This window comes from Priestia sp. FSL W8-0001 (assembly GCF_038050335.1).
In the GTDB taxonomy this organism is placed as follows: domain Bacteria; phylum Bacillota; class Bacilli; order Bacillales; family Bacillaceae_H; genus Priestia; species Priestia flexa.
Genome location: NZ_JBBPAL010000001.1, coordinates 3,802,978 through 3,817,818 on the forward strand (window position 1 = coordinate 3,802,978; position 14,841 = coordinate 3,817,818).

A 14,841-nucleotide genomic window follows, 5' to 3' on the forward strand; every position below is an offset into this window, starting at 1 on the left:
GAAAGGATGAGTCAAATGACCGAATTTATTTATAAATTAAAATCAAATTTTATTTCTACTCTTCCCTACAACAATTCAATTTATAAAGCAAAAGCTGCTGATGGGCTCCAATTATATAGACAGATTTCAATCGATGACCTAAAGCAAGACGCAGAGACCATCTCTAACCGCGTAGATGGATTTACCACAACAATTGATAAAAACAACTTACTCAACAGCTCGTGTACATGCAATGACGCTGATTTTTGCCAACATCAATTTGCTTTGGTTTTCTTTCTCTATGCCCAATATGAGCCGCTAACAACGCTATTTGAAGAATGGAGAAGCGCAGAGGCAAAAAACTTATTTATCCAGCAAAAAAAGCGGTCTTCTCTTTCTAACCACTATTCTTTTAAAGCGTGGATCGATCAACTTGATACAGCATACGAGCAATTTTCGCAAGCACAATCCACCAAGAACCTGTCTATTTTTCAAAATCTATACGATGAATTTTTTATATCATTACCAAAAATAGCTCCAGCTGAACCGACCTTACGAAATCTTTTTCTTTTATATGGCGGTCTATATGCTATCTTACAATTTAATAATGAGCTAAAGCACATTCAGCTCTCAGCTAATACGAAAGAATCCTTTTTATATGTCCACCTTTATAAGCTAACCAATAAAGTAAGTGAATTAGCTAAAATCAAGGTGCTAAGTTCCATTCCTCCTACTACGAAGACCCTTATTGAAAGTAGCTTACCGTTTATTCGCTTATTATTAGATGAAAGTGACTCATTACAATATGAACTGATGAAGTTATATGAAGTGGTATGGGCAAATGTATTAAATGATGAAGAATGGATTGGAAAAGAATTAAGGGCTCTTGAATCTGTTACCTCTGTTCATACAGCAATCGCTCGCAGCTATTTATTATTTTTAAAAAAGAAAGATGAAGAAGCGATTTCTGCTCTAAAGCCAGATGATTTAGCAAAGCTTCCTTACTTTATATCGTGGATAAAGGAGCTTCTTTCTCAAAAAGATACAAAGCGCTTATCAATATGGATAAACTACCTTTCAGCTATGATGGGTGAATACGTACGAACCGTTCCGTCTACTTATCAAGGAAGTCGAAACATGGTTTCAATCTTAGTTAACCTGTTTAAACAATATGCACTGCTCATTAAAGAGGAGGGCCCTTATATCAAGTGCCTTCAGCTGTTACTACCGTATAGCTTTATTGAATATAGCCAGTACCTACATAACAAGGGGCATTTAAAAGAATGGATGGAGCTTCAAGTACTGTTAGACTTTGATGACGCCGAACAAGCAAGCGAAATAGCTGAATATGTTATTCAACAGCGTGCAGATTATGCGATTCCAATCCTACATCAAATTATTCGTCACTTTATTTTAGAACGTAAAAAAACGAGCTACGCACTTGCATGCGATTATTTACTAAAGCTAAAAGAAATTTACATAAAAACAAGTAAAGAAGAGCTGTTTCATCGTTATATGCACTATTTACATGGTGAAACAAAATCACTATCCTTATTTCAAAAGCTACTAAAAGAAAGAAGGCTTCATGCTGATGTTTGATTTATTTGAACTAACGCTCCATATTGACGAATACGAAGATAAGCTGTTTGTATACTGCACCGACAGAAACCAAAAGCTCCTACAGCCAACTAAATGGAAAAATTCATTGTTTTTATGGCATTCTTCTTCTTATTACGGTACAACTCTATCTCCTTTTGAGCTGGACAGCAAGAGTGGTATTTTATTGTCAGCATGGGATGGTTTCACATTCTTTTTGTCCATTGAAAAAGGACACTTATTAAAGCCAACGTTTTCAAAAGAAGCGCGGGAATACCTTGATAAAGCTTTAAAGCTAAAAGAGAATCTACTAACAGTCGATACATTAAAACAATCTTTATTAGAAAATAACGATTCAACTTGGGAAAAAAACGTGCTTGAATTTCTCTTTCTCAATCATACTTACCAGCTGCTCGAGGAAGCTAATATCCCTTATCCTCAAAGTGACTATACCGTATCCGTACGATTTGAAGAGCCATTATCTGAAGGTTCTGTTTGGGAAATTCAGCTAGTAGCAATTCCGACAGATAGCGATCAAGACCCTTTTCTTATTCGAGATGAAATGATCCATGAATATAAAAATGGAAAAACAATTTTATATGAGGTTCAACGAATTAAGCACTTATCACCTACTTTACGAAATGCTTTATCAAGAAAGTTACCTACGTTATCTGATGAAGAGCTATGGAGCTTTTTAACCAAGGAAAGCAATGAATTACTTCAAAAAGGTGTACATATGCAGCTACCTAGCTGGTGGAAAGAAATTAAAAAAGGCCAAATTCAAGTGCAAGCTGTCCATGAAGATAATCAAACTTCCGCATTTGGCATTGAAGCTCTAACAAACTTTAAATGGTCTGTTTCCATCGATTCACATACGTTAACGGAAAAAGAACTAAACGAGCTAATTAAAAAGAAAAAACAGCTGCTAAAATTAGATGGGCAATGGATACATGTAGACAGTATGCTCATCAAGAAAGCGAAAAAACTGTTAAAAGAAGCGCAGCAGCGAGGCGTTAGTATATATCAAGTATTACGCGCTCACCTAAACCAGCCATTTTCATTTGATAGTGATTGCAATAACGTTTCTATTGAATATCATTTAAATTCATACTCTCAATCAATTGTAAGTCAATTAAAACAAGCTCACACGCTTCCATCTATAAGGCTTTCTTCTGCATTTAACGGAAGACTGCGCCAGTATCAGCAGGTAGGATTAAACTGGCTATTACACCTGCGTAAAATAGGACTAGGCGGCTTACTAGCAGACGACATGGGGCTTGGTAAGACGATTCAATTAATTAGTTATTTTACAAAGGCAAATGAACTAAGCTCTGCACAAAAACCATTTTTACTTATTTGTCCAACCTCACTGATTGGGAATTGGGAGAAAGAACTCGATAAATTTGCACCTTATCTAAAAGTGTATACTCACTATGGTAGAAATCGACTATCGGCAGAAAATACAACAAGCCCAGATGAAGCAAGTGCTTATGATCTAATCATTACAACTTATCAACTGGTTGCTCAAGAACCTGAGCTTTTTCAAACGAGAGCGTGGGATACGATATGTTTAGACGAAGCTCAACATATTAAAAACCCTCATACCAAACAGGCAAAAGCAGTTAAGAAACTGAATACAACTCATCGATTCGCTCTGACAGGTACACCAATTGAAAATCGATTAACAGAGCTGTGGTCTATTGTTGACTTCCTGAACCCTGGTTATTTAGATAGCTTAGACAGGTTCAAGAAAGAGTTTGTTATTCCAATTGAAAAAGAACAAAATCTAAAAAAAGCAGAGCAGCTAAAAGCACTGCTTTCTCCCATTTTATTAAGGCGTACTAAATTAGATAAAAAAATTGCTTTAGACCTACCTGATAAACAAGAAGAGAAAGTGCATATTGAGTTGACAGCTGAACAAAAAGTGCTGTACGAAGAGCTTGTTCATTCGACTCTTAACAGCCTTAAAGAACAAAAAGGGATTGAGCGAAGCGGTCAAGTGCTTCAACTTCTAACAAAGCTCAAACTACTTTGTAACCACCCTGCTTTGTTGCTAAAAGAGCCCATTAATAAACAAACGATTACTCGATCACCTAAGCTTGAAAAGACAGTTGAGCTACTGAAGCAAATTAAACTACAAAACGAAAGCTGCTTAATATTTACTCAATACCTTGAAACAGGTAACATGCTAAAACGCATCTTGAAAAGAGCTTTAAAAGAAGACGTATTATTTTTACACGGTGGCTTATCAAAAGCAGAGCGTGACGACATGGTAGCATCCTTTCAATCTGGGCAACATTCCATTTTCATCCTATCATTGCGGTCAGGTGGAGTTGGTTTGAACCTAACGGCTGCAAATCATGTTATTCACTTTGACCGTTGGTGGAACCCAGCAGTCGAAAATCAAGCGACGGATCGCGTATATCGAATTGGCCAACAAAAATTTGTCCATATCCATAAGCTCCTTTCCTTAGGGACAATTGAAGAAAAAATTGATGATATGATGACGAAAAAATACGCGCTAAGTGAACAGTTGGTTCAAAACGACAAGTGGATCACAGAATTGTCACAGCAAGAACTCCAAGAATTGCTTCAATACAATTAATAATAAATAAAGAAAAAGCTATCTCTGTATTAAATTCAAGGCTTGAAGAAGAAAAAAAGGTGTTTTGCGTGACAAAATACCCTTTACTTCTTCTTTTTTTTTAGATTATGATAAAAGCAAGTCGAAAATAGTCTAAAAGATTCATATATTAAGGGGGACCTATTGGTGAAAAAAAAGCAAATCGTCCTGTCTCTAGGAACAATATTAGGAGGAATTGCACTCTTCCACACATCTGCTGACGCTGCTTCTACTTCTGTTCAGGTAAAGACAGGGGATACTTTGTGGTCGATAGCTACTAAATATCAAACAAGTGTACAAAACTTAAAGACTCAAAACAACCTAAAATCAGATGTTATTCATGTAGGACAAACACTCGTGATTTCGTCTAGTGCATCGCCTGCGAAGCCTGTTGACACAGCAAAGCCAACACCTGCTACGCCAAACACTGCTTCTACTTACACAGTACAAAGTGGGGATACGCTTTACAAAATTGCAGCTAAATTTAAAATGAGTGTTTCAGATTTAAAACGTTTGAACTCACTTTCATCAAACATTATTTATGTCAACCAAAAATTAAAGGTGAGTGGACAAGCTACACCTTCCAACCCTAAACCGGAAGTGACGAAGCCACAAACGCCTACGGTTTCAACAAATGGTACATACAAAGTTCAGCAAGGTGACACGCTTTCTAAGATTGCAGCTCAGTTTAAGATGAGCGTCTCTGCTCTTAAAACAGCAAATAACTTAAAATCTGATATTATTTATGTAAATCAGGTCTTAAAAGTAACTACATCTGGGGCAGCACCATCTACACCAAATGCTGGAACTCCTCCAACTACAACGCCAACTAATGGACAGCTAAACATTTCTAAAATGATTACTGATGCGAAAAAATATATGGGTGTTCCTTATAAATGGGGTGGTACAACACCATCTGGCTTTGACTGCAGTGGATTTATTTACTATGTAATGAAACAACAAGTGTCAATGCCTCGCTATACAACAATGGGCTTTTGGAATGCTTCAAAGTCTGTGAGTCAGCCACAGCCTGGAGATTTGGTGTTCTTTACTACATATGCGCCGGGACCTTCACATCTCGGAATTTACTTAGGAAATCGCCAGTTCATTCATGCTGGTTCTTCAACAGGAGTAACTATTTCGAGCTTAGATAATAGCTATTGGAGCAAGCGTTATCTAGGAGCGAAGCGTTTCTCAAAATAAAAGTCAAACCCCCTCTATCTGTTATATGCAGCTAGAGGGGGTTTTTCACAAAAAAGAACCATTGATGGGAGTTCAATGGTAAAGTGGGGATTATAATAAAGAGAGGAAAGTAAATTTTTCTGATCTAAGGTAAAAGAGATGATGAAACAATTACTCTTAGCGCATATTACCGAAAAGCATCATGGCTGATTTTCAGGTGAGGAAGGCTTACCGCTTAAAAACCGAACGTATTCTGCGATAATATCTGTCACATAAACACGCTGCTGCAAATTGTTTTCAAACGTACGCGTTTGCACACGTCCTACGACTCCTATAATCGATCCCTTATCGCAGTATTTCGTCATGTTTTCAGCATTTTTTCTCCATAACGTAATTGATACAAAATCAGCTTCCACTTCTCCTTCCTGGTTACGAAAGTTTCTGTTCACAGCTACTGTAATATGGGAAAAAGGAATTCCTTCGGATGTATATTTCAGTTCAGGAACTCGTGTCAAACGCCCTACTAGCACTACTTCATTAATCAATTGACCACCTCTTTCTTCGATTTCTACACAACCAAAAGGTTGAATAATAAGAATATTCTTATATCTCATGTTATAATAGTGATATACGAATAACATATTTGTTAAAGGAGGAAACTTTCGCATGAAAACATTTCGATTAGTCGGCCTACAACTAATTGATCATGAAGGAGAAAAACATAACTTAGAATTAAACAAAGGGTTAATTATTAATAAAGAAGACACAGACAACCATTGGATTCTCGAAGCTGTCATTGACCAGCAATTTACAAATTTATTTGAGCTTCCACTAAAAGATCACCAACCTGTACAAATTGAAGCGCTTATCTCAAAACCAACCAATGACCCCGCTTTGTTTTCTGTTCAAGTGGTTTCAGTAAAAGCAATTAACGATAAGCAAATAAGCGTATTAATGAAAGGTACATTAGTTGAAAGAAAACTACACTTTGCTGAAATGATTCTGGCTAACCTTATCGAACAAGGTTTAACAGGCTCTGATTTATTAACACAATTTAAATATCAGCTTCATAATAAAAACCGAAGTACAAAACCTCTTCCTGCTGATGAAAAAGAAAATATAAAAAATACGTGAAGAATAAAAAGTTTGTATTATTTAAAAGGGTGTTGAGTCATACGGTGAAGGTTATGGTTGGAGGGTAAAGGGTTAATAGGCTTAAACTCTCGCTTGCCCAGAAATAAAGGTAAATCATTTGTCCGGCCGCTCTTTCTTTTGCGATGATTAATTTGATTACGTTTCAAGTAATATTTCGTCATTTCTCTACTCCTTTCTCGTTTGTATTATGTATACTAATACATTTTTTACCATGATTCAACAACTTTTTCTTCACTTTTTTTCTTATCAGTTTTTCTTTATTTTTTTTCACCGCTTTTTCCTTCATAAATTTCTATCTTATTTCATTTAATTTAAAAATACACGAATATTATCTTGAATTTTCTGTAATTTTATTGTATTTTTTTAATTAAGTTCGAATATTACCCGTTTTTCATGCCTTTAGACCTAATTCCGAACATAATCTATATGAAGAAAGAAGTGGTACTTATGTTAGAAATTGCTGTTAAGATTAAGATGCTTCGTGCTAATGCAGGTTTGACTCAAGACCAGTTTGCAAAATTACTGAATATTTCTCGCTCCAAAGTTTCAAAATGGGAAACTTCCATTCAATACCCCGATATAGCAGACTGCCTTTTGCTTAAAAGTCATTTCAAAATCAATCTCGATGAGTTTTTGGAATCTACACCTCACCTTAAACAACCTCATAAACTCAACTCTTCACCTGCTACTTATCATGTGTACGACAGCGATGTTCACACTCTACTTATACTCTTTCAAAAATACCCTGATTTAAAAAAGGCTTTACAAAAGCTGCACGCTTTGCCAGAAGGACCTCAAAAAGAGCTATTAAATACCATCACCCCTTTATTTCGGTACCTATATACGCTTTCAAACAAAAAACAAACATGACAACGTGCGCTGACATGTTTGTTTACACTCATTCTATTCATCTTTACGATCTTTATCTTCCATATCCTCCATATCTTCTACTGGGTCTTCTTGGTCATTCTCGTTGTTTTCATCATCGTTTGGATTTTGGTTATCATCCATGTTGTTCATATCATTTTCGTCTTGCATCTCTTGCTCTTGCTCTTCCATTTGTTCTTCTTCTGGTGGCGGGTCTTGTGTATTACAAGCTCCTAATGTTGTAAGTGCAAACACAGCTGAGCCCAGGCCCATAAGTATTTTTTTCTTCATCGTAGCAACTCTCCTTTTACATAAATTAAGTTTACGTACTTAGAATGCCACGTGAAGGTATAGTTTATGACCAAATTTAAAGATAAGATAAAATTTACTAATTTATTCAAAAATAATACGAATAATCAACGTATACTGTTTACAAGTCCCATCATTTGGTCAGCAATTGAAATGGATTGGGAATTAAACTGATAAGCTCTTTGGGTCAATGTCATATCCGTTATTTCTTTGCTCATATCAACATTCGATTGTTCCAAAAACCCTTGTTGAATACCGGCTCCGGCACGTTCATCACCCTGTAAATTTTGTACGCCATTTTCTTGGTTTAGGGCATTTGGAACCCTAAATAAAGATGAGCCCACTGCCTCTAGTGACTGGGGACGATTTACTCGAGTTAAGCCAAGAGCAAAGATCTCATTCCCTTCATTACTAACAACGGTTAATTCTCCAGCTTTATTGATTTGAAGCTCACGAAAATCCGTACTAAAGGAAATGGTATTACCTTCACTATCTAAGACTGGATTCCCATCTGTGTTCACTAACTGTACTTCTCCGTTTCCAAGTGGTGTAAGGTGAAAGGAACCGTTCTTTGTATAGTACGTTTCTACTGTACCATCATTATCCTTCTGCACTTGAAAGAAAGTATTTAGGTTGGTTAATGCAACATCTAATTGTCGCCCTGTTTCTTGAAGCGAACCCTGTGTGGTAACAAGTTTCGTTTGACTAAGAAGCGCTCCTGCCCCTTGACGAATGCCAAGCGGTGTCTTTCTTCCTGGTTCGCTTGCTTCATCCGATTGATTATTAATTTGTTGATACAACATATCACTAAATGATGCATCACGCTTTTTGTAACCAACTGTATTTATGTTTGCTAAGTTGCTTCCAACTAAATCTAAACGCTGTTGTAATTGAGTCATTGTGTTTGTAGCATTAATCATCGAGCGATTCACATATTATTCCTCCAATTGTTTAGTACATTGCTTATCTTACTTTACCAATTTCGTTGGCTGCTTTTTCCATACTACGGTCGTAAGCTTGCATCACTTTTTGATTTGCTTCGAATGTATGATAAGCAGTAAGTAGTTCCGTCATAGCTTGTGACATATTTACATTAGAGCGCTCCACAAAGCCTTGTTTAATGTCATAAGAAGCTTCACCGTTTCCAACAGCTGAAGGCAACGGCTGACCGTTTTCAGTTTGATATAGTCCGTTTCCTGTTTTAATTACTGTTTCCATTGAGTTAGCATAAACAATATTTAATTGCCCCGCTACTTCACCGTTAACCGTTACGTTGCCTTGATTATCTACTTTGAATTCCTCATTTTGGACGTTAATTGGTTCATTATTTGTATTGAGCACATATTCACCATTATTAGTGGTTAAGAATCCTGCCAGGTCTACTGTAAAGTTACCATTTCGGGTATAAGAAAGGTTACCTTCAGAGCTTTGTACTGCAAAAAATAAGCCACCTTCCTTGTCTGGCACGCTCGTTTGTAACAGAGCTAGATCTGTTTGGTAATCAGTTTGCTGGACATCTCCTTGCACAAAATTAGGAACCGTTTCTTGTAAGTATACTCCTGTATTTAAGCTCCCAATATTCTCTTGAGAGCGAGTTACGCTTTTTCCGTTTTGCTGCTCTTCGATACGCTGCAGTAACATCTCTGGAAACGCTCGAATGACTCCTTGATCTTCCTTAAAGCCGGGAGTATTTGCATTCGCAATATTATTTGTAAGCATATCCGTTCTTCGCTGCTGGGATAGCATCCCTGCTGTCGCTGTATAAAAGCCTTTAAACAACTTGTCCACCTCACACTTTTCGAAATAATAAAACTCCCCTTGTAATACTTTACAAAGAGGAGTTATCATCTTATTTATGCTTTTCAGAAAAAGCGTATGATAAGAGTTTCATTATTAAATAATACTTCGGCGAGAAAGTCGATCGATATTGTCTAGCATGATACCTGTACCAACTGCAACACAACCCATTGGATTCTCAGCAATCAGTACGGGAACTTTTAGTTCTTCTGCTAGCAGCTGATCTATACCGTGTAGTAAAGCTCCTCCGCCTGTTAAGATAACACCTCTATCTATAATATCGGCAGAAAGCTCTGGAGGTGTACGTTCTAAAACACTTTTTGATGCTTGTACAATGACGCTAACAGATTCTCTTAGCGCTTCCTCTACTTCATGAGATTTTACTGTAACCGTGCGAGGAAGGCCTGACACCATATCTCGACCTCTAATATCAAGTTCTTCTTCTCTTGAGTCAGGGAAAACCGTTCCAATTTTCACCTTAATTTCTTCAGCTGTTCTCTCACCAATTAACAGCTTATATTTGTTTTTTATATATTGTAAAATTTCAGCATCAAAACGATCTCCAGCCATTTTAATAGACGAAGCTGTTACAATATCACCCATTGATAAAACAGCCACATCAGTTGTTCCACCACCGATATCTACTACCATATTACCGCTTGGTTGAAAGATATCCATTCCCGCACCAATGGCTGCTACTTTTGGCTCTTCTTCTAAATAGATTGTTTTGCCGCCACTTTTCTCTGCTGCTTCACGTATTGCCTTTTGTTCTACAGATGTAATGTTCGTAGGACAGCAAATTAAAATACGAGGTTTTGATAAAAAACCTTTCACATTTAGTTTATTAATGAAGTATTTCAACATAGATTCTGTAATATCAAAATCTGCGATTACACCATCTTTAAGCGGACGAATTGCTACAATATTACTAGGTGTACGCCCAACCATTTGACGTGCTTCTTCTCCAACTGCTAACACTTTATTTGTATTTTTATCGATTGCTACAACCGACGGTTCATTCAATACGATTCCTTTGCCTTTTACATGAATTAAGACGTTAGCCGTACCAAGGTCGATACCGATGTCTTTTGCTAACATACCTTAAATCCTCCTTCAGTTTACATATAATTGCATGCATACCATTCTTTTTTCCTAATTTACTATTTTATCACAAATTGTATATGTATGTATTTATTAATAAAAAATTTTCTTTTTTTTACTTTTTTAACCAATATAAATTCCCCTTTCCTACCCTGTTTCTCTGATAGTAAAGGGGAATCGTGCTACTTTACAATTTCTTCTTCTTTTTTGTATTTTAATTTTGTTGCTTCCCCTCCACGCAGATGCCGAATTGATTTATGATAATCAAGTATTTCTTTTACTTCATTTGCTAGTTCAGGGTTTATTTCAGGTAATCTTTCTGTTAAATCTTTATGGACAGTACTTTTAGAAACTCCAAACTCTTTCGCAATTACACGAACGGTCTTTTTAGTTTCCACGATATACTTCCCAATCTTGATAGTTCTCTCTTTGATGTAATCGTGCACTCTACTCGCCCTCCCTAAATTGGATGTGAGATGATGAAAAAATTCTATATTTTTCCACCATTCTCTTTGTAGGTTTGTAACAGTGTATTAGCTTATATGAAGATATATGCTATAAAAGTCAAGAGGGACAAGTGATTTATTTTATTTTTTTAAAAATTTCATCTATTTTATTAAAAAATAGAGAAAAAACCTCCTTCTCTTAATCCAGAATTGAACTTAAGAGAAGGAAGGCTTCTAGTGGTTTATATTATGCATTTGATTTTGATTCATCTGCTGATTGCTCTTTATTTTCAGGAGCTTTAGGTGCTTCGTCACCAGTTTTATCTTCCTGCTTTGACTCTTCTTTATCCTTTGATGTTTCTTCATCTTTTAATGGCTCTTCAGCTGTAGTAGGTTGTTGTTCTGTAACCTCAGCAGCTTTCACTTCTTTAATAGAAGCGACTGATTTACCAAAGTAATCGCTAGGGTTTATAGCAACACCATCTTTGCGAATTTCAAAGTGAACATGGTTATTCGCTTCCTGGTTGTATAAGTTCTTTCCAGCTTTGGCAAGTACTTGACCTTGTTTCACAACATCTCCTACTTCAACAGTTGCTTCATCTAAAGATTGATATTGGGTAACAAGTCCATCTTTGTGATCCACTTCAATTACAAATCCAAGTAACGGGTCTTTTTCTGCTTTTGTAACAGTTCCACTTGCTGCTGCTGTTACATCAAATGATTTATCACCTTCTATAGCTAAATCAACGCCTGTGTTTGGGTGATACGTATTATTATAAAATACGAGTGCTGCTTCTTGTTGTTTCTTTGATGCTTGATCATCGTAAAATGGTTTCTTTACAACAGCATCCTTATCATTTACAAGTGGCATTTTTAAATTCTCAAGCGATGCGTTTACTTCCATGGCATCTTCTGTATATGCAGTTCCATCTTGTCCATAACGATCTTTAGCATCTTCGCTTAGGTTATTATTTCCATTCGCTTGAAACCAAAGAACGGCTGTAAGGATAATTGCTGCGCTTGCCAGATAGATTGCTGGAAAAATCCAACGCTTTCTAAAAAGTTTGTGAACCTTTGATTGTTGAGAAGTACGTTTCTTTTCTTCCTCTCTCATGTATCATCACCTCAGCAATCAGTCTGAACACAATTTTAAGAATATATACACAACCTAAAAGTTTTTTTCGATTATTTTTCGACAAAGGTTTTAAAAATATACACACAGTGATTTATTTTCCCTAAAAAAAAGCTTACTCTAGATTTTTGCCTAAAGTAAACTTTACTGTTTATTTTTTAGCTGTTAACTGTGCAACATACTGGTCTGAACCTGCAATTGCTACTCCTGTATAATAATGTGTCACAATATCTTTATAAGATTTACCCTCCATAGCCATACCGTTAGCACCGTATTGACTCATACCAATCCCATGTCCATACCCCTTGGTTTCAATGACAATATGATCATTTTCACGTTTCCATGTAAAATCAGCTGAAGACAGGTTTAGTTTATTACGCACCACAGTCCCAGCTATCTTTTTATCGCCAACCTTCACATAGTCTACTCTTTTTCCAGGCGTTTTTGAAATAATATCACCTATATCAGTAGACTGTGAAATATTGACGCCTAGTTTCTGTTCAAACTCTGAAATAGACATCATCTTTTCATTTTTAAACTTAGGTGATTTCGTATCCCAATGACTCTCTACGCTCTTTAAATAAGGAATAGAATTTGACCACACCGACTCTGAGTTTTCTGTATAGCCATTGCTAGTTGAAAAGAACGTGGCATCAATGGGCTTATTGTTATACGTCAAGATTTGTCCTTGCGTTTTTTTAACCGCTTCTTTCACTTTTTTGATTTTCCACTCATATTCTTTTCCCCAATGCTTCTTTAATTCTTTTTCACTTAAATATACTTGATCGTTAACAGTATCTGTAATGTCTGCACCTTCTGGTAAGCCCGCATTTGCTCTATTCATAAGCTTTTGAACAGTGTAAGTGCGTGCTGCTAGACTTTGCGCTTTTAATGCTTCCAATTCAAATTCTGCAGGCATTTCAGCCGCTACCACGCCCACTAGGTACTCTTCTAGAGGTAGTGTCTCTACCTGCTCTGACTGAGAGCGGTATACGCCCACATCAACATCTAACTGTGAGCCAGGTGATTTCTGTACCTCAGACTGCTCCGCTTTTTTATTCTCTTCATTCGTTAATGGCTCGCTTTCCTTTTCAATAAAAGGTATCACCAATAAAGTTGGAATTAAAAGAATGACGAGAAAGAAGATCGCTGCGAGAATAATCATTGGCTTTATTTGCTTCATGTATACAGAGCCTCCATATCTATGAATTTATCAAGGAACTCAACAATCCTTATAGTTCATATTTATGGATAGGGACAAGCTTTTATGACACTCCAAAACCTTTTCTAAATTTGTCCATAAAAAAAAGTATCTCGACAAAGCGAGATACTTTTTTTACATATTTACATCAGATACTTGTTGCGATATTTCAACTTGATGCGTTTTATCATTTACACGTTCAATATCAGCACCTAATCCTGCTAGCTTTTGGTGGAAGTTCACATAGCCACGATCTAGATGCTTTAATTCAGTAACGCGCGTATAGCCATCAGCTACTAAGCCAGCAAGCGTTAATGCTGCTGCTGCACGTAAATCCGTTGCTGCCACTTCTGCGCCTTGTAATTTTGAAGGACCATTAATAATAACAGAACGACCTTCAATTTTAATATCTGCATTCATACGACGAAACTCTTCGACATGCATAAAGCGATTTTCGAAAACTGTTTCTGTAATCATACTTGTGCCTTCAGCTGCTAATAATAATGCCATCATTTGAGATTGCATATCTGTTGGGAAGCCAGGATGTGGCATCGTTTTAATATCAACAGGCTTTAATTTCTCTGGCCCAATAACACGCAGTCCATCGCCTTCTTCAATAATCTTGACACCCATTTCTTCCATCTTCGCTATCAACGAGCTCAAATGTTCAGATACAGCACCGCGTACAAGCACATCTCCACCTGTAATTGCCGCTGCTACCATAAACGTACCCGCTTCAACGCGATCCGGAATAATTGAATGTTCGGCACCATATAATTTGTTAACACCTTCAATTCGGATTGTACCAGTTCCAGCCCCACGTACTTTCGCGCCCATCGCATTTAAGAAGTTTGCTAAATCCACAATTTCAGGCTCTTTTGCTACGTTTTCAATAATTGTTGTACCTTCAGCAAGCGTTGCTGCCATCATGATATTTTCAGTAGCACCTACACTTGGGAAATCTAAATAAATCTTTGCACCTTGTAATCTTCCTTCAACTTCAGCATAGATAAAGCCGTTTCCAACCGTAACTTTTGCTCCCATTGCTTCAAAGCCTTTAAGGTGCTGATCAATTGGACGAGAACCAATTGCACATCCACCTGGTAATGCAACACGCGCTTTACCAGTACGGGCTAATAAAGAACCCATTACTAATACAGATGCTCGCATTTTTCTTACATACTCAAAAGGTGCATCTGTTTCTAATTCTCTTGATGCATCTACAACTACACGATTTGTTTCAAAATCCACTTCTGCATTCAGATGTCTTAAAACTTCGCCAATCGTAAATACATCGGAGAGAGCTGGTACATCATTTAAAATGCTTTTTCCATCACTAGCTAATAATGTTGCAGTGATAATAGGTAAAACGGCATTCTTTGCACCTTCTACTTTTACTGTACCGTTTAATCTATTTCCACCGCGGACGATGATTTTTTCCAAGGTATTCCCC

14 protein-coding genes and 1 pseudogene are annotated in these 14,841 nt (G+C 36.8%); 6 read left to right on the forward strand and 9 right to left on the reverse strand.

From position 1 onward, the window contains the following. Window positions 1–15: 15 nt before the first annotated feature. The 4 genes and pseudogenes from MKZ18_RS20035 (at window position 16) to MKZ18_RS20045 (ending at window position 5,401) form a co-directional block, all read left to right on the forward strand. The gene (locus tag MKZ18_RS20035) at window positions 16–1,578 is read left to right on the forward strand and encodes a hypothetical protein (protein WP_340841931.1); all 1,563 of its coding nucleotides are present in this window, start codon (window positions 16–18) and stop codon (window positions 1,576–1,578) included. A gap of 559 nt (window positions 1,579–2,137) precedes the next feature. Next, window positions 2,138–2,608, forward strand: a pseudogene (locus MKZ18_RS21120) (SNF2 helicase-associated domain-containing protein); the annotation flags it as partial. Between the two features lie 156 nt (window positions 2,609–2,764). Next, the gene (locus MKZ18_RS21125; protein ID WP_445936768.1) at window positions 2,765–4,180 is read left to right on the forward strand and encodes a DEAD/DEAH box helicase; all 1,416 of its coding nucleotides are present in this window, start codon (window positions 2,765–2,767) and stop codon (window positions 4,178–4,180) included. Between the two features lie 165 nt (window positions 4,181–4,345). Next, window positions 4,346–5,401: a C40 family peptidase gene (locus tag MKZ18_RS20045; RefSeq protein ID WP_025908777.1), complete on the forward strand. Its 1,056-nt coding sequence runs from the start codon at window positions 4,346–4,348 to the stop codon at window positions 5,399–5,401. 179 nt (window positions 5,402–5,580) lie between these two features. Here MKZ18_RS20045 and ssb read toward each other — a convergent pair whose 3' ends face one another. Beyond that, a complete protein-coding gene (gene ssb, locus MKZ18_RS20050) occupies window positions 5,581–5,925 on the reverse strand; it encodes a single-stranded DNA-binding protein (RefSeq protein WP_025908776.1) in 345 nt (114 codons plus the stop codon). Between the two features lie 121 nt (window positions 5,926–6,046). Between ssb and MKZ18_RS20055 the strand changes: the two genes are divergently transcribed. Together MKZ18_RS20055 and MKZ18_RS20060 are read left to right on the forward strand one after the other, a co-directional pair. Next, entirely contained in the window at window positions 6,047–6,514 is a 468-nt protein-coding gene (locus MKZ18_RS20055) for a YwpF family protein (protein ID WP_025908775.1), read from the forward strand. Window positions 6,515–6,982: 468 nt separating this feature from the next. Next, window positions 6,983–7,405, forward strand: a complete 423-nt coding sequence (locus tag MKZ18_RS20060; RefSeq protein ID WP_025908774.1) for a helix-turn-helix transcriptional regulator — start codon at window positions 6,983–6,985, stop codon at window positions 7,403–7,405. 33 nt (window positions 7,406–7,438) lie between these two features. Here MKZ18_RS20060 and MKZ18_RS20065 read toward each other — a convergent pair whose 3' ends face one another. The 8 genes from MKZ18_RS20065 to murA all read right to left on the reverse strand — a co-directional run bounded on the left by MKZ18_RS20065 (window position 7,439) and on the right by murA (window position 14,831). Beyond that, window positions 7,439–7,693 (reverse strand): hypothetical protein, encoded by a 255-nt coding sequence (locus MKZ18_RS20065; protein ID WP_025908773.1) that lies wholly within the window; start codon window positions 7,691–7,693, stop codon window positions 7,439–7,441. A gap of 125 nt (window positions 7,694–7,818) precedes the next feature. After that, entirely contained in the window at window positions 7,819–8,643 is an 825-nt protein-coding gene (locus MKZ18_RS20070) for a flagellar hook-basal body protein (protein WP_119543784.1), read from the reverse strand. Window positions 8,644–8,674: 31 nt separating this feature from the next. Further along, window positions 8,675–9,490 (reverse strand): flagellar hook-basal body protein, encoded by an 816-nt coding sequence (locus MKZ18_RS20075; RefSeq protein ID WP_340841926.1) that lies wholly within the window; start codon window positions 9,488–9,490, stop codon window positions 8,675–8,677. Between the two features lie 114 nt (window positions 9,491–9,604). Further along, window positions 9,605–10,606, reverse strand: coding sequence for a rod shape-determining protein (locus MKZ18_RS20080; protein WP_025908770.1), 1,002 nt, complete (start codon window positions 10,604–10,606; stop codon window positions 9,605–9,607). Between the two features lie 185 nt (window positions 10,607–10,791). Beyond that, window positions 10,792–11,055 carry a sporulation transcriptional regulator SpoIIID gene (gene spoIIID / locus MKZ18_RS20085; protein WP_025908769.1) on the reverse strand — a complete coding sequence of 88 codons (264 nt, stop codon included), beginning with the start codon at window positions 11,053–11,055 and terminating at the stop codon, window positions 10,792–10,794. Between the two features lie 247 nt (window positions 11,056–11,302). Next, window positions 11,303–12,169 carry a M23 family metallopeptidase gene (locus tag MKZ18_RS20090; RefSeq protein WP_061785671.1) on the reverse strand — a complete coding sequence of 289 codons (867 nt, stop codon included), beginning with the start codon at window positions 12,167–12,169 and terminating at the stop codon, window positions 11,303–11,305. A gap of 169 nt (window positions 12,170–12,338) precedes the next feature. After that, a complete protein-coding gene (gene spoIID, locus MKZ18_RS20095) occupies window positions 12,339–13,370 on the reverse strand; it encodes a stage II sporulation protein D (protein ID WP_025908767.1) in 1,032 nt (343 codons plus the stop codon). Window positions 13,371–13,523: 153 nt separating this feature from the next. After that, a complete protein-coding gene (murA, locus tag MKZ18_RS20100) occupies window positions 13,524–14,831 on the reverse strand; it encodes a UDP-N-acetylglucosamine 1-carboxyvinyltransferase (RefSeq protein WP_025908766.1) in 1,308 nt (435 codons plus the stop codon). Window positions 14,832–14,841: the final 10 nt, after the last annotated feature.